The following is a 23628-nucleotide window of genomic DNA, read 5'->3' on the forward strand; positions in this document are numbered from 1 at the left end:
ATTAGATTTCACCCGTAAGCTTATACATATTCCAAGCATACACAGCAAGAATCGTCTTGGCATCACTGATTCTTTCTTCCTTGATAAGGCGGTAAGCCTCTTCTAGAGTAATTTCAGACATTTCAAGAAATTCATCCTCGTCTGGCTTCATATCCCCACTAATCAAATCCTCTGCCAAATAGAGATGAATGATTTCGTCAGCGAAGCCAGGAGAAGTATAAAATGACTGCAATTTCCGGATTGTCCCGCAAGTATAACCTGTCTCCTCCTGCAGCTCACGTCTCGCAGCTTCAAGCGGGTCCTCGCCACGTTCCAGCTTCCCTGCAGGGATCTCTACTTCACAACGTCCCAGCGGCTGTCTATATTGGTCCACCACTAACATTTTATCTCCGTGTAATGCAAGAACAGCTACAGCTCCTGGATGACGAATGATCTCTCTGGTAGCCTGATTGCCATCAGGAAGTGTAACCGTGTCGACTTGAAGTGATATAACCTTTCCTTCAAAAATCTGTTCGGTTGATACCGTAATTTCTTCTAAAGTTCTATGTTGTTGTTTATTGCCGACATCGCTCATACGATGGCCTCCTTTTTTCTGAAAACGGCATGTCTGTTCATACAGTTGCATAAGCTTTATTATACCAAACTATCGAAGAAAGAAGGAACGGACGATGAAGAGCTATCAAGGAATAAAATCCATACATATGACAGGCCAGGTTTGGCAGATAAGATCCTTATTAAAGCAGTGGCAAAAACAGTGGGGACCTGAAGCCACTATTGCTGAAATTTTAAGCAAATCCAAATAAAAAATATGCGAAAATGAGCAAGGAACTAGTTCTTTAGACTTAAAATTCGACTTTTTTCGTTAAAAACCGTGACTATTCATCCTATTCGTGTGTTTTATTAGTGGGAGGTTTTGATATGACAGATCTAATAAATAGAGAACCCGAACATAATCCAGAGCCACCAAAGCATCCTTTTGAACTTGGTAAATGGCATGAATCAAGGGGGCATTTCGAAGAAGCACTGGAGTGCTTCAAACAAGGAGCTATAAACGCCATTCCATCTGACTCATCGTCAGGATCCGATAACCAGAATTCTGCTTTAAGCTGGATTGAATACGGGCGCCTTAGCACAAAATTAAATAAATTCGAAGAAGCCTCTTCTTCCTTTAGACAAGCCCTAACCTTTGGGTTGCCGTATACCTCCCTTGCCTTAGCGGAGTGGACAGCAATGCTCTATAAGCAAGGCCTTCAAGACAGCGATATTTTCCATATACTGATTGAAGAATTGCCATCACACTTTATTTCCCCATCGGTGCTTGGGTGTGCATTAACCAATATCGGTGCCTACAAAGAAGCTATACAGTGCTTTAATATGACCAAATTTATCGATAATAAATCTGCAATGATGCATGCTCGTTGTCTGATCAACGAAGGTAATCTTCATGAAGCGGTGGAAATGTTAAACCGCTTAAATCATACCTTCAATCCGCTGGATTGGTTATCAGATGAAGATCGTTCCATCATTCAGCATACCCTATTGCTGTGTGAATGGAGAATAAGCGGCTCTAGGCCCAACCTTAAATCATCCGGGTACAACTTAAGTAAATTGGCACGGGCCGCTCTGAACTTGGGAATGGTTGCGGAGGCAGAAAATATTTTATCCAGTGAAGGAGTTGCAGGGGAGCATACTCTTATCTTTTTGCTGTATTCAGAAGGCTATATAGATTTAGCGATAACGTGGCTCTGTCAGCTCTCAGATTCAGAAGCGAAGAGCTCCGAGCTTCAATTCATTGAGGCCGAACAATTATATGATGAGGGTAATTATGAAAAAGCATCCGCCTTATTTGAGAAGATCCGGTTAGCACAACCAGAGCATACAAATGCCAGATTTGGTGAAGCAGCATGCTATCTGCAATCTGCTCTTTTATCTCTTTCTTCCCGTATCACACGCATCGATACCCAAGCCTCGGTAAAACAGCAAGCGATAGAGTATATGAAAGGGATTAATGCTGCACTTCATATTGTGGAAAACACGAAATGGCACACCGTATGGACGCTTGAACAGCAGCGTAGAAGGAGCACCATAAAACAAACAACGCTATTAAACTAACTCTTTTGTATGATCAATGAGGCTTATGCTTCTCTCTATAAAATCAAAAAAATACCCCTAGAATCCATTGGTTAAACAAAATGTTTATTCCAAGCAGGCTTTCTAATGGGGTATTTTATTCTTTTTAATCACTTCTGCAAGGAAGAGAGACTAGGCTTTCGCTGCTTCCTGCACAATGGCAACAACCACTTTCGCAGCCTTAACCAGATCCGCTGCCTTGATGCGTTCCTTCGTTGTATGAATGTCTTCATAACCTACAGCTAGATTTACGGTTGGGACGCCCAAGCCATTGAAGACATTAGCGTCACTTCCGCCACCCGATGGAAAGGTTCGGCTTGGAAATCCAAGTCCCTTAATCGCACGCTGTGCCATTTGGACAACTTCATCGTTTTCATTGAAGCTGAATGCCGGGTATATGATTTCACTGCGGAACTCACAAGTCGCTCCAAAGTCCCGTACAGTAGTTTCTAAAGCTTCGCGCATTTGGTTAATTTGCTTCTCTACCTTCTCCTGTACAATACTTCTTGCCTCTGCATCGATTTGAACATAATCACACACGATGTTGGTTGGGCCTCCGCCTTGGAATTTCCCTATGTTAGCAGTGGTTTCCTCATCGATACGTCCCAGGTTCATTTTTGCGATTGATTTAGCAGCAACCTGAATGGCACTTATACCGTCTTCTGGATTGACGCCCGCATGGGCTGATTTTCCTGTAATGCTCATTTTCACTTTCGCTTGAGTTGGGGCCGCAACAGCAATTGCGCCAACTTCACCATTTGAATCGAGTGCATAACCGAAATCAGCATCTAAATGCTTTGGATCAAGCGAACGGGCCCCTACCAGACCGGACTCTTCACCTACAGTGATTACAAATTGAATCTTGCCATGCGGGATCTTGTTCTCTTGAATGACCCGAATGGCTTCAAGAAGCGCTGAGAGTCCCGCTTTATCGTCTGATCCAAGTATGGTTGTACCGTCACTGCGAATCCATCCGTCTTCACCGAGCTCAGGCTTAATCCCTTTTCCCGGTGTGACCGTATCCATATGGCATGTAAATAAAAGTTTATGAGCTTGCTCCGCCTGATCAGCTTCCCAAGTAATAATCAAGTTACCGGACCCGTGCCCTGTCTGTTCCTGTGTATCGTCCTCTAATACGTGCAGACCCAGGCTTCCGAACTTTTCCTTCAGTACTGCTGAAATCTGCTCTTCATGCTTAGTCTCACTATCCACTTGAACCAATTCCATAAATTCTTTAACTATACGTTCTTGTGAAATCATTGGACTTTCCTCTCCTTCATAGATGAGTTACAATGTGCTTGTACGATGTGCAAATAGGACTCAGTCCTTATGACATCTTTAAACTTAAACCAAAGGAGCAACACAATGCAACGAAAAAAATGGTTTCGTATTGTCATTTATCTCATGCTGGCTGCCATGATCGGTTCCACCTTATTTATTGTTCTGGAACCATTACTCTTACGCTAAGCCTAACATATCTGAGATTCAAATTAAGCTTGGCTATAATGAACGCACTTCGTAGGGAAATACCCGGGTGAAATACGGAACGATCTCCCGGGCAACTTCCTCCACCCGAAAAGTCATACCTGTACATTCTTCTAGCGAGGTTACACCATATTCCTGTATCCCGCATGGAATAATACCCGCGAACCCTTCCTTTTCAATGCCTGCCTTCACATTCAGCGCAAACCCATGGCTTGTCACAAATCCGCGATGGTTACGACCTTTATTAAACTTCATGCCAATCGCGCATATTTTCTTATCACCGACCCATACGCCGGTATATTCCGGTTTACGGCCAGATTTAATACCGTACTTGCTAAGAAAGTCGATAATAACCTGCTCTACATCCCTTAAGAAACCATGCAGATTCAGATTCTTACCGCCGTCAAGCAGCAGCAGCGGGTACCCAACAAGCTGCCCGGGCCCATGATATGTAATATCCCCTCCGCGATCGATCTCGAACAACCCGATTCCACGTCTCTCAAGTTCTTCACGGCTGAGAAGCAAATGTTCCGGATGTCTCTGTGATCCTATGGTGTAAGTCGGGGGATGCTGGAGGAGCATCAGGCATTCGTTTTGCTCCCCCAGATCAATACCTTTCACCCGTTCTTTCTGCATATCCCACGCTCTACCGTAATCGACCAGCGGCGTATAGGATACGTCCAATGTTTTCTTCATTCTGCTAAGCCTTCTTTCTTAGAATACCCTAACAAGATCACTTTAGTTATGTGAATCAATACAGCTTCGTTTCCAGTGAGAATCCTTCCAGGTTATCTTTCACCCGCTGCAGGAATCTTCCGCAGATAACACCATCGAGAATTCTGTGGTCGAGCGAAAGACAAAGATTGGCCATAGACCGTACAGCAATCATATCATTAATGACAACAGGTTTTTTAACAATGGATTCGAACGTAAGGATTGCAGCTTGCGGATAATTAATAATCGGATATGACAAAATAGATCCAAAGGAGCCCGTATTGTTTACTGTAAATGTGCCGCCTTGCAGATCATCAAGCGTTAATTTGCCTTCCCGGGTCTTACGGGCCAATTCATCGATTTCACGGGCGAGACCTGCAATGTTCTTCTGATCTGCTCTTTTGATGACCGGGGTTATGACGGAGTCCTCTGTGCCAACAGCAAGGGACAAGTTAATATCACGCTTCACAACAATCTTATCCACTGCCCAAAAGGAGTTCATAATTGGATAGTCTTTGATTGCATTCACTACGGCTTTCAGCAAAAACGCAAGATATGTCAGGTTTACACCCTCTTTGCGCTTGAATTCATCCTTCAATTTATTCCGTATGAGAACCAGATTCGTCACATCCACCTCAATCATCGTCCAAGCATGCGGAATTTCTGATATACTCTGACGCATGTTTTTAGCAATTGTGTTTCGGATCGGTGTTACATCTACAAAATACTCCGATCTGCCATTGCCCGTATCCTCGACTTCAATCTGCGGAATTTTTGGCATCTCTGTAAGATGGAGACCCGAGTGCCGCACATCCGGTATAACCGTTCCAAGCGGAGGACTCGGCACAGAAGGAGGTGGAGACACCATACCTGCAAACGGTGATCCTGTATTTGCCTCTGCTTTATGATTCGATACTGTAGAAGCAGCCGGTGCTTCTGCATCACGTTTCGCCGAGCCTCCATTCCCAATGTAAGACAGCACGTCTTTACGGGTGATCCGGCCTCCCATTCCAGTCCCGGTAACTGAATTCAAATCAATCCCGTGCTCAGCAGCCAAGGTCTGTACAGCCGGCGAGAAGCGGCTGCGCATGGAAGCATCAGCTGTGGAGGACTGTTGTACCGTTACCGGCTCAGATTTCGATGCAGCAGCCGTTTCAGCCTCTGCCCCACCTGCTGCCGAAATGCGGCAAATGATTTCTCCAACGGCAACGGAACTGCCTTCTTCAGCTACAATTTCACCCATGAAACCGTCCAAGGTTGAGGGAATCTCTGCATTTACTTTATCCGTGATCACTTCACAAATCGGTTCATACTGCTCTATCTTTTCTCCCGGCTTTTTCAGCCATTTTGCAATGGTTGCAGAAACGAGAGATTCCGCCAGCTGCGGCATCGCCACATCAGTCATATTCCCTTTACTCGACATGCTCACAACTCCTTAATAAAGCGCCAATTGACGCATGGATTCTTTCACTTTATCCTTGTTCAGCATATAAAATTTCTCCATTGGAGGACTAATTGGCATTGCCGGTACATCCGGCGGGCATACACGAATAATCGGCGCATCCAAATCATACAGGCACTTCTCCGAAATGATAGCAGCTACTTCAGCGCCAACTCCGCCTGTTTTGTTATCCTCATGGATAATCATGACTTTACCAGTTGCCCGCACAGCCTCAATAATCGCTTCTTCATCCAGAGGTTGAAGAGTCCGAAGGTCAAGAACATGTGCAGTAATGCCTTCTTCTCTTTCTAATTCTTCAGCGGCCTGCATAACAAAATGCAATGGCTGACTGTATCCGATAACCGTGATATCTGCTCCTTCCCGCAGGAGGTTCGCCTTACCGATCGGTACAATATAATCATCATCAGGTACATCACCTGTAATCAGCTTGTAACATTTTTTGTTCTCGAAAAACAGTACCGGGTCCGGGTCACGAACTGCAGCTTTTAACAGCCCTTTTGCATCATAAGCTGTAAATGGAGCTACGATTTTAAGACCAGGCGTTCCGAAGAAAATCGATTCCGGGCATTGGGAGTGATACAATCCGCCAAAAATGCCGCCGCCGATCGGTGCGCGAATAACGACAGGACAGTTCCAGTCATTATTAGAGCGATAACGGATTTTCGCCGCTTCGCTTATAATCTGATTCGTTGCAGGAAGCATGAAATCAGAATACTGCATCTCTGCAATGGGCTTCATTCCAACCATCGCAGCGCCAATCGCAACGCCCGCAATTGCTGATTCAGCAAGCGGAGTATCCAGCACCCGCATTTCTCCAAATTGATCGATCAGACCTTTGGTTGTGGTGAATACACCACCTTTTACTCCAACGTCCTCTCCAAGCACAAATACGGAGTCATCCCGCTCCATTTCTTCCTTCATTGCTAAACGAATCGCATCGATATATTCCATCTGAGCCATCTTTACACTCCTCCTTCGTTCTCGGCGTACACGTGACGAAGTGTATCCTCCGGCTTAGGGAAAGGAGCCCTGTCCGCATATTCAGTCGCTTCTTTTATTTCAAGATTCACCTGAGCGACCAGATCCTGCTCTTTATTCTCATCCCACAAACCTAATCCCGTTAAATATTGTCTAAACCTTGCCACACCGTCTTTCTTCCAGTTCTCCTCGACTTCTTCTTTAGTCCGATAAGCCAAGTCATTATCCGATGTCGAATGTGGAGATAAACGGTACATCATTGATTCGATCAGTGTAGGTCCTTCACCCCGCACTGCCCGTTCGCGTGCTTCCTTAACGGCAGCATAAACGGCTAAGGCATCGTTGCCATCCACTTGAATCCCTGGAAACCCGTATCCAAGCGCCCGATCACTAACCTTTCCTCCGAGCTGCTTGTGCACAGGAATCGAGATGGCGTACTGGTTATTCTCGCACATAATAATAACAGGAAGCTTGTTTACGCCGGCAAAGTTACACCCTTCGTGGAAATCTCCCTGGTTGCTTGAGCCTTCTCCAAAAGTAACAAATGAAACAATATCCTTCTTCTGCATTTTAGCGGCAAGGGCAATTCCAACAGCATGAGGCACCTGCGTTGTCACAGGGCTTGAGCCCGTAACAATTCGAAGTCTCTTGCTCCCAAAGTGCCCCGGCATCTGCCGGCCACCGCTGTTTGGATCTTCTGCTTTTGCGAAAGCGGAGAGCATCAGTTCCCTCGCTGTCATGCCAACCGTAAGCACAAACCCGTAATCGCGGTAGTAAGGAAGGAAATAGTCCCTCTCCCGGTCCAATGCATAGGCAGCGGCAACCTGACAAGCTTCCTGTCCAATCCCGGAAACGTGGAAATTGATCTTTCCTGCCCGTTGAAGAAGCATGTTTCGCTCATCGAATTTTCGTGCCAGCACCATATATTTGTACATGTCCAGCACTTGACCATCTGTTAATCCAAGCTGCTCATGCCTATTTTTTTCAGTAACAGTTTCCTTTTCTATCATGGAGATCCCTCCCATATTCATCGCTTCTAAGTCCATGAAGAATGCACCATTTTTCCGTACATAGACCTTTCTTTTTCATAATCCTGATCTAGTATTAAAACCTGGTACTAAGACTTGGTTTAATGTTATTATAATCCCTTTTCAACGAAAAAGAAATGAGGGATTGCTCATCATGCTTATTCGAAAAATTATATACCTGTAGCGATTCCATCGATCGCGAGACTAGCTTCACCCAAGATTTCCGACAAGGTAGGGTGTGCATGAATCATGCTTCCTACTTCCCAAGGCGTCGCATCCAGGACTTGAGCTAGGGCTGCTTCACCTATCAGTTCAGTCACATGCGGACCGATCATATGAACGCCCAAAATATCGTTTGTTGCCTGGTCTGTAATGATTTTAACAAAGCCTTCATTCATCCCGTATACCAGCGCTTTACCATTAGCAGAGAACGGGAATTTTCCTGTCTTGATTTCATAACCGCGCTTTAAAGCCTCTTTTTCCGTGATTCCTACACTGGCTGCTTCAGGTCTGGTATAAACACAACGAGGGGTCCATTCCTTGCGGTATTTCATTGGTGCTTCACCTGCCAGATGATTTACGGCGGTTACCCCTTCATGAGTTGCCGCATGTGCAAGCTGAAGACCTCCAATGACATCTCCAATTGCATAAATATGCGGCTCTGTTGTCTGCATAAATTCATTGACGACGATTAAGCCATTCTCAACCCGCACGTCTGTATTCTCAAGACCGATATTGTCAGCATTGCCTATACGCCCTACAGAGATTAACAGCTTGTCCGAAATAAGCCGATGCTCTTCTCCACCATGCTTCACCATAAGCTGAACTTGATTATCCTTCACCTCATAAGTTTCGGTAAGAAGCTCGGCTCCGGTAAGAACCTTGATTCCTCTTTTTGATAAAAGCCGGTTCATTTCTTTACCGATTTCCTCATCCTCCGCGGGCAAAAGCTGTGCCGAAGCTTCAATTAAAGTAACCTCCACACCAAAATCATTCAACATAGAGGCCCATTCCACACCAATCACACCACCGCCGACAATTACGATTGAAGCAGGAAGTTCTTCCATCATCAGTGCATGATCACTCGTCATGATATACTTGCCGTCCGGCTCAAAACCAGGCAGATTACGCGGCTTTGAACCTGTCGCAATTATTAGATGGGCTGGAACTACGGTTTCCATCTCCCCGTCTGCTAACTCTACGGCTACAGCACCGCTGCGCGGAGAGAAGATCGAAGGGCCAATCACTCTTCCTTGACCGTGAACGACACGGATTTTATTTTTATGCATTAAATACTGGACACCTTTATGTAACTTCTCTACAATATTTTCTTTTCTTTTCTGAACTTTTGGAAATGACAAGCGAACACCATCCGCCTCAATCCCAAAACTCTCACTTTCCTTCATCTCGGCAAATACTTCTGCACTTCGCAGCAAAGATTTGCTAGGGATGCAGCCCCGATGAAGACATGTTCCTCCAAGCTTGTCCTGCTCTATAATAACAACGTCTTTTCCCAGCTGGGCGGCACGGATTGCAGCAACATAACCACCGGTTCCCCCGCCAAGAATCGCCACATCACAAGTCATTGCCATCATTGGCACCTCCGATTTATGTACTTCATTTCTTTAGTATTGTACTATCTTTTTATCGTATTACCAATAAAGTTCAGCTTCTTAAATAGACATCATCCATGGAAATAGGTATGATATATAGTAGAATTTTCATCTCACAACAGAGGAAGGAAAACCGTATGAAATTACTGATTTCCCGCTTTATTGCCATCATTATTCTGGTAATACCCGGCTTAATGGCAATGAAAGGTTTTCTATTGATGAAAGATGCTGTTTTCTCATATATTGCCGTACACGGTGACGACCAGGTCACTTCCCCCTCATTCGAATGGCTCCCATTCACCGGTGGGCTTCTCCTATTTGCTCTAGGGATCAGCTTTTTGGGGGGATGGATCCTGTTCCGCGACCGAAAGCGCAATTATGTAGGACCACGCTTCAAGCAGAAGCGTTCTCCTAAACCGGACACCCCTCAACAAACCTAATTTAAGATCTACTCAAAACAAGCACCGGAGGTTCATTCCTCCGGTGCTTGTTTTCATAGCCTAACATAAATGAACATTGTTATTCATATAATGCATCCTTTAATTTGCTGGACATTCTGGATTGTTTTGAAGTAGCTTTTAAAGCTGCCTTCCGCAAGTTTACATTTTGGCGGGCGAGCGTTTCCAGCTCCTCCAGCAGCTGGTCGATGAGCTTTGTAGCCTCAGGGCTTAATTGTTCTTCCTCCTTCAGCTTCTTCGCCTCATTCGCTAATTGTAAGACGGTGTCATTCATGATGATCTTCCTCTCCTGACAATCTTTATTCATATGTAAACCTACAAAGGGACTATACTTTTATAATCAGCTATAAGTTTCGGCATCCATTCCTTTAGGCTCCAAAAGTTGAATCCGGCAGATGCCGCCAAGCTATGATCCATAGTCCAATCCCCTGGTATACCAAAAGGAGACATATGCTCAGCCCCTGCTGATGTCTGTAGGTTCACTGTTTTTCCATATTCCTGATAGATCATATCCATGATTTCCCGAACAGATACCGCTCCGGCAGAGCAAGCATTTACAGGTCCCTCAATACCGGTCTTCCCTACCCAGTACAAGAACTGTGCTGCTTCCTCAGCATGTATAAAAGATATAAGGGCGTCCGGTGCGGGTAATCCTATCGGTTCACCCTTTAGGGCATGTTCGATATGAAAGAGCAGTCTTCTCGTATAGTCATCAATACCCAGAACAATCGGAAACCGAACCGCAGCAACATTAAGATCATGATGACTGAAGAGTACAGCTTCTGCTTGGCGTTTTCCTTCTTTATAGCTGTAATCCTTGTGATCATGCTTCATAACAGGATATCGGTAAGGATCAAAATCATGCTCCTTTAGCGGATGATCCGCGAAATCATATACGGAAAGTGTAGATGTAAGGACATAATGGCCGACCCTACCTGTAACAAGGTTCGCCATATCCTCCGCCTCTTCGGGGGTATAGCAAATATTATCATAAATGATATCATAATCTCTGCGGCCAACCGCTTGCTTCAAGCTTTCATAATCTTTACGGTCTGCTTTTAGTCTCTTTACTGAATCACCAAAATCATCCTTGGTATTGCCTCTAGTTAATAATGTTACATCCAACCCGTTATCGATCAGGTTTGTAACCAGTCTCTTTCCGAAAAAACGCGTACCTCCCAATACTAAAGCCTTCTTCATTATACTCCCTCCGCTGTACCACTGCTATTAAAATACGTCACTTCTTTAATGAGCAGATGATTGCTTTCATCATCCACTAAAGAAGTGACGCATCGTTTACGGATTAATTGAATCCACCCATTACTCCTAACCCTTTCAAGAAACTTTATGCTCAATTCGAAGCTTATCTGCTACCATCGCAATAAATTCTGAATTCGTTGGCTTTGATTTACTGATGTTAATAGTGTATCCGAATAAATGACTAATTGAATCAATATTGCCGCGTGTCCATGCCACCTCAATAGCATGACGAATGGCACGTTCTACACGTGATGGAGTTGTTTTGAATTTCTCGGCAATCGCAGGGTACAGTGTTTTTGTAATCGCTCCCAGAATTTCGATATTGTTATAAACCATAGTAATTGCTTCGCGTAAATACTGATAGCCTTTAATATGAGCTGGTACACCGATTTCATGAATGATTGATGTTATGTTCGCGTCCAGGTTCTTTCCTTTACCCATTGGAACAACATTGGATTTCATTGAGCTGAAAGAAGAGCTGGAAGACATACTGTTAGGTACCCCTACCAATTGACGAATCCGGCTGGCAAGGACCTCCATGTCAAAGGGTTTCAAAATATAATAAGAAGCACCTAATTGCACAGCACGCTGGGTAATATTCTCTTGGCCGAATGCTGTCAGCATGATAATCTTGGGCTGCGGAGACAAGTTCATGTCACGCAGGCGCTCAAGAACACCCAGACCGTCCAAATGAGGCATAATAATGTCAAGTATTAAAACATCCGGCACCCGGCCGGCTTCCTCGATCATATTGAGAACTTCTTCACCATTATAGGCGATACCCGAAACTACCATATCATGTTGTTCCGTGATGTATTCTCCAAGCAGGTTTGTAAACTCACGGTTGTCATCTGCTAATAATACCTCGATTTTTTGCAATTCGTGCTCCTCCCTTAACATAACAGTTGGTATTTAAAATTCTTATAACTACATTTTCGACATATACATTTGAAATCCTTCTGTCGAAAATTATTTTTCTTTATTTTTTTTTAAACTTGTTTTATAATGTATATTTTATTTCAAATTCATTGTTATTTCGGCTTTTTGCGACAAAAAAATCTTAAGGCATTAACCTGCCTTAAGATTTTGTGCTTTCTTATGGGTTGTGGGAAGGACTCCTGAATCCTGCAGCATCCATTCGATAAAACATCCATAACCGGATTTTGGATCATTCACAAACACATGCGTGACAGCCCCGATCAGTTTACCGTTCTGAATAATAGGACTACCGCTCATGCCTTGTACAATACCGCCTGTTTTCTTGATGAGTTCGGGATCTGTGATTCGGATAACCATCCCTTTGGTTGCTGGAGCATCCTGACGTGTGACATGAATGATCTCCACTTTAAATCGCTTGACCTCCTGCCCTTCAACAACGGTCAGGATTTCAGCCGGACCAGTCCTCACTTCGTCTGCTAAAGCAACCGGAATCGGTTCAGGATAAAGGCTATGAGATGGATTCTCAGCCATTTTTCCGAATATTCCAAAATGGGTATTACGCTCAACATTTCCAAGCACACGGCTGTCCTTCAAAAAGTGAGCCCTCTTTTCTCCTGGCTCCCCTTGTTCACTTCGTGAAATGGATGTGACATTGGACTGTAGTATTTGTCCGCTTCCCACTTCAATAGGTGTTTGGGTATTCATATCCGTAATCACATGCCCCAGTGCTCCATAAACCTTCTGATGAGGTGCATAAAAGGTTAATGTTCCAACTCCCGCTGCGGAATCACGAATGTATAATCCCAAACGCCATGAGCGGTCTTCAAGATCATAAGCAGGATTTAGCTTGGTTTTGAATTCCTTGCCGTTTCTCATAAACGTAATATTTAGCGGCTTTTTATCCGTACCAGCTTTTTCAACAATTGAAGCGATTTTAGTTACATCATTCAAAGCGGTCCCATTCATATGTGTTAAGAGATCACCTAGCTTCAAACCGGCACCTTCCCCTGGAGAAACCTTACCGCCTGTCGTATTCACTTGATGATGTCCGACAACCAGTATTCCGGCCGACTTAACCTTAACGCCAATGGTCTGGCCGCCCGGGTAAACCTTCAGCTCCGGCATCACCTTAACATGAACAGTCTTTAGAGGGATGGACCCGAATAATTTTAAGGTTACCTCCGCTTTGCCGCTCTGTTGAGGGCTAAGCTTCAATGGACGCTTAAGCGAGACGTGCAGCGTCGACTGAGTTGAATCGTTCAACTGGAGCACATCTGGACGGTCAACCGAAGCCAGTGCCTGTACAGGCACCTCCAGATTCAAATTCGCCTGTTGGCCTGCGAACAACCTCATTTCATCAGGCAGCGCTGCAAAAGACTGGACAGGTTTAGCAGTTCCAATGGTACAAAGAAAGAAGGCAAGAATAAAACCGATCAGTTTTTTCCTGAGGTTGGGGTTCAATGGCTGTCACGCTCCCTTTTTCTTCTTTCGCTTGACGAAAAGGTTGGTCGCCAATTGCGTACCTTTAAGTTAACCCTGCCCTCAGGCTTTTATAACTGTCAATCATTGACCCGATGCGCTTTTGGATGCTTTTTGTGCAGCCGCCAAATTGAGCATCTCTTGGGCATGATGCAGTGTTTTTTCAGTGATTTCGACTCCCCCAAGCATTCGGGCAAGCTCTTTAATGCGTCCATTTTCATTCAGCGATTCAACTTGCGTCATCGTTCTGCCTTCCTGAAGCTTCTTCTCAATTAAATACTGGTGGTCTGCCATGCAGGCTACCTGTGGCAAGTGAGTAATTGAGAAGACCTGACAGGTTTTGGCCAGTATGTACAGTTTTTCAGCAATGGATTGTGCCGCTCGCCCGCTGACACCCGTATCCACTTCATCAAAAATGAGAACAGGGATTTGATCATGTCGTGCGAAAATGCTTTTCATTGCCAGCATGATCCTTGAAAGTTCACCACCGGAGGCGATTTTGGCTAAAGGTCTAAGCGGTTCCCCCGGGTTAGGAGATATGAGGAATTCAGCCGTATCCAGGCCTTGCTTACCCAGACGAATGCTTCTTCCTTCATACTCGTAACCATTAGGATCCTCCTGTACATCCAAGCGAACTTCAAGGGAAGTCCGTTCCATTTGAAGATCTTTCAGTTCACACTCGACTTGTCTCGCCAAGTCGGTGGCACACTGTTTTCTGGTTTGGCTCAGCTCTTTAGCATGAACCAACAAACCTTCAAGGAGCTTGTCCCTGCGGGCCTTCAATGCTTCAATATGCTCATCCTTATTCTCAAGCAAATCAGTTTCCTGCTCAATGCGATTGTAGTATTCCAATATCTCCTCTACATTATCCCCATATTTACGGCGAAGACCCGATATCATATTAAGACGCTGTTCGATATCATCCAATCGGTCGGGATTGAATTCAATTTGGTCGCGGTAATCCCGCAACTGAAAAACGGCATCCTCCAGTTGATAATAAGCTGATTGAAGCTGCTCCGCCAGAGGTTTTAAACCTTTCTCATCATAACCAGCAACATCATCAATTCGGGTTAATGCACGGCTGATCGCTTCAAGCCCTTGTGACCCATATAACAGCTCATAGGCGCTGCCCACGGATTCCATCATTTTCTCACTATGTGCCAGCTTCACTCTTTCTTCAGCCAGCTCCTCGTCTTCTCCGGGTTTCAGCTGCGCAGCAGCGATTTCCTCTAATTGAAAACGATACATATCAAGCATCTGATAAGCCTTCTGGCTGGATTCAAGCAGGTCGTTTAACTCTTTTTCAACCTTCATAAATTGGTTGTATTGTTCCTGGTATTTCCGCTTCACCGGGCCTATGATCTGATCTCCATAAGTATCAAGCAGGCTTAAATGCCTGTCTGAACGAAGCAGGCTCTGATGTTCATGTTGCCCATGGATATTGATGAGCTGTTCCCCAACCTCCCGGAGCATGCTCAAGTTAACCAGTTGTCCATTTATACGCGAAGTACTCTTTCCCTGGTTAGTCAACTCTCTTCGAATTAACAAATGTTCTTCAGGGGATCCTTCGATCCCTAGCCTCTCCAGTGTTTCCCACACAGGATGAACTTTAGGTAGATCAAACAGAGCTTCAATTTCCGATTTATCACAGCCATAGCGAATTAAATCCGCAGAGCCTCGCCCCCCTGCTATAAGTCCAAGGGCATCAATAATAATGGATTTACCGGCACCTGTCTCACCAGTCAAGACATGAAATCCTGAGAAGAAACGAACATCCACTTTCTCGACGACGGCCAGATTTCGTATGGATAACATCACTAGCATAAAATACAGCACCTCCGACCCAAACTCTTCAATGAAATTGTTATTATGAAATATACCCCATAATTTGAGATACGACCTTTTCACTGTCTTGTTCTGTACGGCAAATAAGCAGGATTGTATCGTCTCCGCAGATTGTACCCATGATATGGGACCATTCCATATTATCTAACAATACGGCAACCGAGTTGGCAGTACCCGGCAAACATTTCATCACAACGAGATTTCCGGTCCGGTCAATGTGGACAAAATTGTCCACAAGCGCGCGTTTCAACTTCTGTACCGGATTATATCGCTGATCTGTCGGCATGGAATACTTATAGCGTCCATCATCCATCGGAACTTTAATGAGCAGCAATTCTTTAATATCCCTGGATACTGTCGCCTGGGTCACTTGAAAGCCTTCTGATCTAAGCGCCTCTACTAACTCATCTTGTGTTTCAATTTCCTGATGGGTAATAATATCCCGAATCTTAATATGTCTTTGTCCCTTCATTAAAGAAGCCTCCCGAAATTAGCTGATTTAATCGTTATTTACATTCCATTCCTCATCCGACCATTCCATAGTTACCCGCCGGACAACATTATCATTCAGGTCAATGTACAGTAATCCTGCACATTCCGGATACATTATCATAAAAGGCATCAGCTGGTCTCTAATACCGCTTCCCGTCCATTCGAGCGGCAAGCGGTCACGTGAGAGCTTGACCAAATATAGTTCTCCGTTGTCGTCTGATGCAACATAATCGATGAAAAGACGGCTTTGAAGCGATTGCTCATCTGTATCGAATGTCAGGTTAATCTTAACCTTTCCGCCGATGACTTCATAACCCTCATTTTCTAAAAGCATGATCCCAGGATGATCGGGAATACGCTCATTGATGGGAATACCCGGCAGCTTGCCGGGAGCAGATGACATAAGCCAGCGGTTAAGCCGCCATGACAGCAATATGATGACAACTACCCCGATTAGAATCATAAGAATCCCATCATAACGTTCGTTCATCCCATTCACCTCAAAATCTTTATTCGAGGATAAATACTGCAACTCCTTTTTTTCAGCAAAAGAAACCCATCATTTCGATGAGTTTCCCGTAAATGTATGAGCCGCCTGCTGGATAGTACTGTCAATCCATTGACCCATTTGTTCCGGTACTTGGTCTGAAGGAACCCCCGGTTCTTCCGTCTGGGCCTGACTCTCCGGTGTAACTTGCCAGTGAGCCAAAAATTCAATATTTCCTTCCCCCCCGGTAATGGGCGAGAAGGTTAGTCCTTTTAATTCCAACCCCAGATTATGGGCAAAAGTAAGCACCTGGGTCAATACTTCGCGATGCACCTTTGGATCTCTTACTACTCCAGACTTGCCGACTTTATCACGCCCTGCTTCAAATTGCGGCTTAATTAAAGCTGCAATATCGGCAGGTCTCTTGAGTAAGGCAAGCAAAGGGGGCAGAATAATTCGCAGCGAAATAAACGATACATCAATACTCGCAAAATCAGGCTGCGGCCCCTTTAAGTCCTCAGGTGTTACATAACGGAAATTGGTCCTCTCCATCACGCATACCCGCTCGTCATTGCGTAAAGACCAGTCAAGCTGATTATATCCAACATCAATCGCATATACATAAGCTGCTCCATGCTGCAGTGCACAATCCGTAAATCCGCCGGTCGAAGAGCCGATATCAAGCATTGTACGTCCGGTCATATCAATACCAAAAGACTTAAGAGCTTTCTCCAGCTTTAAGCCACCACGGCCTACATAGGGATGAACCGAACCTTTAACCCTAAGCTCCGTAGTACGCGGTATTTTCATACCCGCCTTTTCGATTCGTTCACTGCCGGAGTATACCAGTCCAGCCATAATGGCCGCTTTGGCTTTCTCACGGCTTTCATAATAACCCTGCTCCACGAGCAGAACATCTACGCGTTCTTTTTGTATTGAATCCATTATAGTCTCCTGATTGGTCTTTAAGAAGAGAAGCTTCTCTTGCTCGCCGGGGCCGAATGGGATGAGATTAATTCCCGAATTTTGGTGCATACAGCCTCCGTTGTTAAACCCACCTCGGCACGCTGCTCTTTAATGCTGCCATGTTCAATAAAGCGATCCTCGATTCCCATTAAGGAAACAACAGCTTCGTGCATCCCTTGAGCTGCAAAATATTCAAGCACCGCACTTCCTAAGCTTCCTGCTTGGGATGCTTCCTCGAGTACAAGCATTGCTGTGCCAGACGAGGCCAGGCTTGCAAGCATTTCCTCATCCAGCGGCTTCAGGAATCTGGCATTGATAATCTGTACCTGAATTCCTTCACGTTTCAGCATATCTGCGGCTTCTTCTGCAATTTGAACCATAGGTCCCACCGCAAGAATCGCACAGCCTTCACCGGAACGAACCATTTCCCATTTTCCAATAGGAATCGGAATTAATTCTTGATCCATTGGTACGCCTACTACATTGTTTCGCGGATATCTGTAAGCAATTGGACCATCATTATATTCAAGTGCCGTTTTCATCATATGCCGAAGTTCATTCTCATCTTTAGGCATCATGAGTACAATATTGGGAATATGTCTCATAAATGCAATATCGTAAACACCTTGGTGTGTTTCCCCATCCGCTCCAACAAAGCCTGCACGGTCAATTGCAAACATGACATTAGCATTTTGACGGCAAATATCATGAACAATTTGGTCGTATGACCGCTGCATGAAGGTAGAGTAAACGGCAAATACCGGTTTCATTCCTTCCATTGCAAGCGCAGCACACATCGTGGCAGCATGTTGTTCAGCTATTCCGACATCAATCATACGATGCGGGAATTTCTCGCTAAACGGAATGAGGCCTGAACCGCCGGGCATCGCAGGAGTCACGGCAACGATGCGCTCATCCTGTTCCCCGAGCTCAATCAACGTCTGACCAAAAATCTCCGTATACATCGGATTGCCAACGGCTTTAAGAACTTGCCCGGATTCGATCTTATACGGCGAAATCCCATGCCATTTATGAGAATCGGACTCCGCAGGACGGTAACCTTTTCCTTTCGTAGTAACGGCATGAATCAGCACAGGTCCGTCCACGTTATCTGCCTGGCGCAAAGTTTCTATCAATTTATTCAAATCATGTCCATCAACAGGTCCTAAATACGTGAACCCGAGTTCTTCAAACAGAATGCCGGGAACCATCATGTATTTCAGACTGTCCTTCATCTTCTCAGCTGTCTTAGCAAGCTTCCCGCCAATGGCCGGAATTTTCTTAAGCAGACTCTCTACTTCGTCTTTCGCCCGTAAATAATACCGGTCTGAACGAATCTTGCTCAGGTAATTATGCATTGCGCCGACATTTGGAGCTATAGACATTTCATTGTCATTCAGAATAACAATAAGCTTCTTCTGCTCATGTCCAATATGGTTGAGTGCTTCAAAAGCCATCCCGCCAGTCAAGGCACCGTCACCGATCATAGCAATCACACGGTTATCCTCACCTTTCAAGTCACGTGCCAACGCCATTCCCATCGCTGCTGACAGGGATGTGCTGCTATGTCCAGCTTCCCATACATCGTGTTCGCTCTCATTACGTTTCACGAATCCGCACAAACCTTTGTATTTGCGCAAAGTATCAAATTGGTCCATACGGCCAGTCAATATTTTATGAACATATGCTTGATGACCCACGTCATAAATCATTTTGTCCCTAGGACTCTCGAAACAATAATGCAAGGCCAGCGTGAGTTCAACCACTCCCAAATTGGATGCAAGATGTCCACCGGTAACGGATAGCTTTTCAATTAAAAACTGCCGGATTTCACCTGCAAGATCAGCCAATTCGGCTACCGATAGTTGTTTTAAATGTTCTGGATGTTTTATGTTCGGAAGCAGCACGAAGAATCTCCCCGCTTTCCTTGGTTAAATTTAGTGTTCATTAGGCAGTCCGCCATTTCTTCTAAAGCTTCATTTCCTAGACATTATATCACAAAAAAAGAGCCCGCAAGTAATTTCAGCACTAGTGATCCCGAACCATCAGAAAGTCTGCAATTTCCAACAGGCGCTGCGGATTGGAAAATCCGCCTTCGGCAATTACAGCCTTAGCCTCAGCCGTAAGACGTTTAACTTCCGCAATAGAAGCTTCCAGACCAATGAAGTATGGATATGTGACCTTCTGCTGCTTTACATCGCTCTGTGTTTTCTTCCCAAGCTTTGCTTCATCACCGGTTATATCAAGAACATCGTCCTGAATTTGGAAGGCGAGGCCGATATGATGGCCATACGTTTGCAGCGCATTCAACTGTGCATCTGTTACACCAGCTACCCTTCCACCGGCCACCAAAGAAAACATAATCAAATCGCTTGTCTTATGCAGATGAATGTACTCCAGCTGCTCCAAGCTTGTTATCCCCTGCTCCCCTTCCATATCTGCAACCTGTCCACCCACCATGCCTCTTGGACCCGAATATTCAGCTAAATCCTCTACAATCGAAAGCACTCGTTCTGCTGGTATCCCATAACGCCGGCTAGTCTGAACAATACTGTAGAATGCATGGGTTAGAAGTGCATCGCCTGCCAGGATTGCACCCGCTTCACCGTACACTTTATGATTGGTTGGCTTTCCGCGCCTGAAATCATCATTATCCATGGCAGGAAGATCATCATGAATTAAAGAGTACGTATGTACCATTTCAACTGCACAGGCTACCGGAAGAGCTGCTTCCCTGTCACCGCCGCCAGCTTCACATGCTGCTATTGTTAGAAGGGGACGGAGACGTTTGCCTCCAGCCATTAAAGAATAATTCATGGATTCTTTAAGGCTTGCAGGAACATCCCAATCCCTCGGCAGCATTGCAGATAGCTCCTTGGAGACAAGGTCAATGATTTCATTCATATATTGATCCAAAGGACAAGTACTATTCACTATCTTCACCCGTTTCTTCCAGCGCACTCCCAAACGGACGACGTTTTAGCTCCCCGCCTTCGTCAACAATCATTTCAATCTTCTGTTCTACTTGCTCAAGCTTCTTACTGCACATTTGAGAAAGCTGCATTCCTTTTTGAAATAAATCAATTGCCTTCTCCAGTGGTACATCCCCGTCTTCGAGTTGACCTACGATCGTTTCGAGCTGAGCCATTGCTTCCTCAAAGCTCAATTCTGTTTCATTCGCCACGATTGTCCTCCTCCTTCATTCCCCAAACTTGACACTGCAGACGACCATCACTAACCTTCACATTCACCATATCACCAGGCTGTACATCTTTTAATGACTTGATAAGCTTTCTTTCCTGCTCGTCGTATACAAGACTGTATCCACGTGACATTACCTTGAGCGGACTAAGCGCATCCAAATGTCTTATTTCAGACTGTAGCTGCTGCAGCTTATCTCGCATAACAGCTTGCATTGCTGTGGATAACTGGCGGTGCGCGTTGTCACGCCTGCGAGCTGCAATCTCAACCTGAACCTGCGGGTTAAGGCGTATTAATCCATGCTTCAAGGCAGTCTGTTTCTGACGGTTCTGTGAAATAGTAGTCTGTAAAGCCCCCTTCAGTTGAACCTTTAACATATCCAGTCGTTCTGCATGCTGCAGCATATATCTGCGCGGATGCACAAGTGCCGGTGAGCGCTGCAGCGATATGAGCCGTTCCCGGCTTCTGCGCAGTCTTTGCTGAAGGCCTTGTTCCAGCTGCCTTCTTCTCTGATGGATACGCTCCTTAAGCTCAGCGGAACTCGGAACTGCAAGCTCTGCCGCTGCTGTAGGCGTTGCTGCACGTAAATCAGCAACGAAATCAGTAATCGTAAAGTCTGTTTCATGACCAACGGCTGATATGACTGGAATCTCCGATTCATAAACTGCCCTGGCTACAGCTTCCTCATTAAAAGCCCATAGTTCCTCAAGCGAGCCTCCGCCTCTGCCAACGATAAGCACATCAGCCTCAGCTAATTCATTCATTGCACGAATTGCTTTTACGATAGAGGGTGCTGCTCCTTTTCCTTGAACCAATACAGGATAAAGAACTGTACGCGCCTGGGGAAACCGTCTTTTAATGGTGATCATGATATCCCGAACCGCTGCACCCGTAGGCGATGTAATCACTCCCACAGTACGAGGGAACAAGGGAATCGGACGTTTGCGCTCAGCGGCAAACAATCCTTCACCTTCTAATTTCTTCTTAAGCTGCTCATAAGCAAGATACAGACTTCCTATTCCGTCAGGTTGCATATGAGTGGCATAGAACTGATATTGCCCATCCCTTTCATATACAGAAACATTTCCTCTGGCTATAACCCGGGACCCTTCCTTCGGGATAAACGGCAGTCTCTGGTTGTGAGCAGCAAACATGATCGCACGGATCCGGCTTCCCTCATCTTTCAAGGTAAAATACATATGCCCGCTGGAATGATGCGTAAAGTTCGAAATCTCACCGCGAATCCATACGTCTGACAATCTCTTATCGCTCTCCATCTTCATTCGAATATATCGATTCAAATCCTTGATGGATAAAACGTGCTGCTGATCTACAGGCTTCATATCAGACTAATCCATTCAGCCGTTTGGAGGCGAGCAGCGTATTCTTCATCAGCATCGTAATGGTCATCGGACCAACACCTCCCGGAACCGGCGTGATATATCCCGCCACTTCCCTGGCACTGTCATAATCAACATCCCCCGCAAGCTTCCCATTGTCCAGCCGGTTCATTCCTACGTCAATGACAACGGCTCCCGGCTTAACATAGCTTGCATCAATCATCTTTGCTCTGCCGATAGCAACGACCAGAATATCAGCCATACGGGCGATTTCCGCCATGTTAGCCGTTTTTGAATGACACATCGTTACGGTCGCATTCTCACGCTGCAGCAGCAATGATACAGGTTTACCGACAATGTTGGATCGTCCGATGACCACAGCATGCTTACCGGACATTTCGATGCCTGTCCGCTTTATAAGCTTGATAACACCTGCTGGTGTACACGGCAGCAGACTGTCGTCTCCTATGACGAGGTTACCGACATTGATCGGATGAAAGCCATCCACATCTTTTTCAACTGCAATGGCGTTAAGCACTGCTTTTTCATCAATATGCTTCGGTAAAGGCAGCTGAACAAGAATCCCGTGGATACTGTCCTGGCTGTTGAGCTTGTTTACTAATGTCAAAACTTCTTCCTGACTTGCAGTTTCAGGCAAGCGATGGACTTCAGAATAGAATCCGAGATCATGGCATGCCTTCTCCTTATTACGAACATATACATGAGATGCAGGATCTTCACCGATCAAGACCACCGCCAAGCCAGGGCGAAAGCCTTTACTTGCAAGCACTTGAACTTCCTCTGCAATATTTCCCCGTATTTCCTCAGATATCAATTTCCCGCTAATGATTTCTGCTGCCATTCTTAACCTCTCCCCTTAAGCCCAAAGTAATAATTACAATTCGATTGAATACATAAGAGTTAAGTCACAAAATTAAGCCTGCTGCAGCTTCGCTTTCACTTGATCAACTTCTGAAAGCATACGTCCAAGAACCCCGTTGACGAATTTGCCGGATTCGTCCGTGCCGAAATGCTTGGCAAGCTCGATTGCTTCATTTACAGCTACCTTCCCTGGAACATCATCCCGGAATGCTAATTCATAGGCAGCAAGACGTAAAATTTGACGGTCTACGCGAGACAGCCGGCTAACCTGCCAGCCTTTCAAATAATGTGTCAATACAGCATCAATTTTCTCTCTTGCTGCCCAGGAGCCATTCACCAACTGGAGGACCGTTTCTTTGACCTTGGTTTCATCGCCAATAACACGTTCCGTCTCATTCTCCTCCGCAGCTTCAGCGAGCAGCATGGAGACAGCCTCAGCACTGTCCACTTCGTTCATCTCCATCTGATACAAGCTCTGAACAGCAATCTCTCTTAATACACGTCTCTTCATTATGTTCCTCCTGTGGACTCTGACTGAAATCCATTTTGTGTTTAGTATGATCTATGAGTGATAATTATCAGCAAAAAAAAAACCTGTGAGCAGCTCTCTCCGCAAAAACGGGCGAGAAACAGCATATCCCGGCATTTTTCCGAAAGAGAGCAAATCACAGGGTTCATTTAAACGGCCGCCAACGCTCAAACAGCCAGCGCCCCCACTCCTGCCAATGAAACAGGGGGCCCTGCTGTAAGTCCCTTCGTTTACCGAAGGTATAGCCGATAAATACCACCAATGCAAAGAACAGCATATCCCAAAAACCTGATAATAAATAAATCAGACCACATATTATACCACTGATTACACCGAATAT

General features: G+C 45.2%; 26 protein-coding genes. 4 read left to right on the forward strand and 22 right to left on the reverse strand.

The features are described 5' to 3' along the window. Window position 1: 1 nt before the first annotated feature. A complete protein-coding gene (locus tag BN1234_RS13490; protein WP_054957185.1) occupies window positions 2-574 on the reverse strand; it encodes an NUDIX domain-containing protein in 573 nt (190 codons plus the stop codon). A gap of 94 nt (window positions 575-668) precedes the next feature. Here BN1234_RS13490 and mciZ point away from each other — a divergent pair, with 94 nt between their 5' ends. Continuing rightward, window positions 669-803 (forward strand): Z-ring formation inhibitor MciZ, encoded by a 135-nt coding sequence (gene mciZ, locus BN1234_RS21935; protein WP_082423199.1) that lies wholly within the window; start codon window positions 669-671, stop codon window positions 801-803. Window positions 804-918: 115 nt separating this feature from the next. Next, on the forward strand, window positions 919-2112 hold the full coding sequence (locus tag BN1234_RS13495; RefSeq protein WP_054957186.1) for a tetratricopeptide repeat protein: 1194 nt from the start codon (window positions 919-921) through the stop codon (window positions 2110-2112). A 150-nt stretch (window positions 2113-2262) separates the two neighbouring features. Here BN1234_RS13495 and BN1234_RS13500 read toward each other — a convergent pair whose 3' ends face one another. Then, the gene (locus tag BN1234_RS13500) at window positions 2263-3390 is read right to left on the reverse strand and encodes a tripeptidase T (protein ID WP_054957187.1); all 1128 of its coding nucleotides are present in this window, start codon (window positions 3388-3390) and stop codon (window positions 2263-2265) included. Between the two features lie 105 nt (window positions 3391-3495). Here BN1234_RS13500 and prli42 point away from each other — a divergent pair, with 105 nt between their 5' ends. Then, a complete protein-coding gene (gene prli42, locus BN1234_RS22260) occupies window positions 3496-3597 on the forward strand; it encodes a stressosome-associated protein Prli42 (protein ID WP_156337212.1) in 102 nt (33 codons plus the stop codon). Window positions 3598-3630: 33 nt separating this feature from the next. On the opposite strand, the gene lipB is transcribed toward prli42, so the two are convergent. The 5 genes from lipB to lpdA all read right to left on the reverse strand — a co-directional run bounded on the left by lipB (window position 3631) and on the right by lpdA (window position 9389). Then, on the reverse strand, window positions 3631-4311 hold the full coding sequence (lipB, locus tag BN1234_RS13505) for a lipoyl(octanoyl) transferase LipB (RefSeq protein ID WP_054957188.1): 681 nt from the start codon (window positions 4309-4311) through the stop codon (window positions 3631-3633). 55 nt (window positions 4312-4366) lie between these two features. Further along, window positions 4367-5752, reverse strand: coding sequence for a dihydrolipoamide acetyltransferase family protein (locus tag BN1234_RS13510; RefSeq protein WP_054957189.1), 1386 nt, complete (start codon window positions 5750-5752; stop codon window positions 4367-4369). A gap of 12 nt (window positions 5753-5764) precedes the next feature. Further along, window positions 5765-6751: an alpha-ketoacid dehydrogenase subunit beta gene (locus tag BN1234_RS13515; protein WP_054957190.1), complete on the reverse strand. Its 987-nt coding sequence runs from the start codon at window positions 6749-6751 to the stop codon at window positions 5765-5767. A 2-nt stretch (window positions 6752-6753) separates the two neighbouring features. Next, a complete protein-coding gene (locus BN1234_RS13520; RefSeq protein ID WP_054957191.1) occupies window positions 6754-7779 on the reverse strand; it encodes a thiamine pyrophosphate-dependent dehydrogenase E1 component subunit alpha in 1026 nt (341 codons plus the stop codon). A gap of 188 nt (window positions 7780-7967) precedes the next feature. Next, entirely contained in the window at window positions 7968-9389 is a 1422-nt protein-coding gene (gene lpdA, locus BN1234_RS13525; protein WP_054957192.1) for a dihydrolipoyl dehydrogenase, read from the reverse strand. Between the two features lie 158 nt (window positions 9390-9547). Between lpdA and BN1234_RS13530 the strand changes: the two genes are divergently transcribed. After that, window positions 9548-9850, forward strand: a complete 303-nt coding sequence (locus tag BN1234_RS13530; protein WP_054957193.1) for a DUF2627 domain-containing protein — start codon at window positions 9548-9550, stop codon at window positions 9848-9850. Window positions 9851-9929: 79 nt separating this feature from the next. Here BN1234_RS13530 and BN1234_RS13535 read toward each other — a convergent pair whose 3' ends face one another. From BN1234_RS13535 to BN1234_RS21940, 15 genes are all read right to left on the reverse strand, one after another. Beyond that, complete coding sequence (locus tag BN1234_RS13535) at window positions 9930-10142, reverse strand: hypothetical protein (protein ID WP_054957194.1); 213 nt, start codon at window positions 10140-10142, stop codon at window positions 9930-9932. Between the two features lie 41 nt (window positions 10143-10183). Next, window positions 10184-11068, reverse strand: coding sequence for an NAD-dependent epimerase/dehydratase family protein (locus tag BN1234_RS13540; RefSeq protein WP_054957195.1), 885 nt, complete (start codon window positions 11066-11068; stop codon window positions 10184-10186). 135 nt (window positions 11069-11203) lie between these two features. Beyond that, on the reverse strand, window positions 11204-12007 hold the full coding sequence (gene spo0A, locus BN1234_RS13545) for a sporulation transcription factor Spo0A (protein WP_054957196.1): 804 nt from the start codon (window positions 12005-12007) through the stop codon (window positions 11204-11206). A 189-nt stretch (window positions 12008-12196) separates the two neighbouring features. Beyond that, window positions 12197-13528 carry a SpoIVB peptidase gene (gene spoIVB, locus BN1234_RS13550; RefSeq protein ID WP_054957197.1) on the reverse strand — a complete coding sequence of 444 codons (1332 nt, stop codon included), beginning with the start codon at window positions 13526-13528 and terminating at the stop codon, window positions 12197-12199. Window positions 13529-13630: 102 nt separating this feature from the next. Continuing rightward, a complete protein-coding gene (gene recN / locus BN1234_RS13555; protein ID WP_054957198.1) occupies window positions 13631-15370 on the reverse strand; it encodes a DNA repair protein RecN in 1740 nt (579 codons plus the stop codon). 43 nt (window positions 15371-15413) lie between these two features. Further along, window positions 15414-15863: a transcriptional regulator AhrC/ArgR gene (ahrC, locus tag BN1234_RS13560; protein WP_054957199.1), complete on the reverse strand. Its 450-nt coding sequence runs from the start codon at window positions 15861-15863 to the stop codon at window positions 15414-15416. A 27-nt stretch (window positions 15864-15890) separates the two neighbouring features. After that, window positions 15891-16373: a hypothetical protein gene (locus BN1234_RS13565; RefSeq protein ID WP_054957200.1), complete on the reverse strand. Its 483-nt coding sequence runs from the start codon at window positions 16371-16373 to the stop codon at window positions 15891-15893. 69 nt (window positions 16374-16442) lie between these two features. Continuing rightward, window positions 16443-17315 (reverse strand): TlyA family RNA methyltransferase, encoded by an 873-nt coding sequence (locus BN1234_RS13570; protein ID WP_054957201.1) that lies wholly within the window; start codon window positions 17313-17315, stop codon window positions 16443-16445. A 20-nt stretch (window positions 17316-17335) separates the two neighbouring features. Further along, window positions 17336-19243, reverse strand: coding sequence for a 1-deoxy-D-xylulose-5-phosphate synthase (dxs, locus tag BN1234_RS13575; protein ID WP_054957202.1), 1908 nt, complete (start codon window positions 19241-19243; stop codon window positions 17336-17338). A 121-nt stretch (window positions 19244-19364) separates the two neighbouring features. Then, complete coding sequence (locus tag BN1234_RS13580; RefSeq protein ID WP_170308046.1) at window positions 19365-20240, reverse strand: polyprenyl synthetase family protein; 876 nt, start codon at window positions 20238-20240, stop codon at window positions 19365-19367. Between the two features lie 22 nt (window positions 20241-20262). Continuing rightward, window positions 20263-20520, reverse strand: a complete 258-nt coding sequence (xseB, locus tag BN1234_RS13585) for an exodeoxyribonuclease VII small subunit (protein ID WP_054957203.1) — start codon at window positions 20518-20520, stop codon at window positions 20263-20265. Then, complete coding sequence (gene xseA / locus BN1234_RS13590; protein WP_054957204.1) at window positions 20510-21880, reverse strand: exodeoxyribonuclease VII large subunit; 1371 nt, start codon at window positions 21878-21880, stop codon at window positions 20510-20512. The genes xseB and xseA overlap by 11 nt, the downstream gene beginning before the upstream one ends. A 1-nt stretch (window position 21881) precedes the next feature. Then, window positions 21882-22739 (reverse strand): bifunctional methylenetetrahydrofolate dehydrogenase/methenyltetrahydrofolate cyclohydrolase FolD, encoded by an 858-nt coding sequence (gene folD, locus BN1234_RS13595; protein ID WP_054957205.1) that lies wholly within the window; start codon window positions 22737-22739, stop codon window positions 21882-21884. A gap of 72 nt (window positions 22740-22811) precedes the next feature. Next, a complete protein-coding gene (nusB, locus tag BN1234_RS13600; protein ID WP_054957206.1) occupies window positions 22812-23270 on the reverse strand; it encodes a transcription antitermination factor NusB in 459 nt (152 codons plus the stop codon). A 163-nt stretch (window positions 23271-23433) separates the two neighbouring features. Continuing rightward, window positions 23434-23628, reverse strand: a 195-nt coding sequence (locus tag BN1234_RS21940) for a DUF2273 domain-containing protein (protein ID WP_082423200.1), incomplete at its 5' end; no start/stop codon positions are given.

The sequence above is a fragment of the Paenibacillus dakarensis genome (assembly GCF_001373415.1).
Lineage (GTDB): Bacteria > Bacillota > Bacilli > Paenibacillales > Paenibacillaceae > Paenibacillus_AQ > Paenibacillus_AQ dakarensis.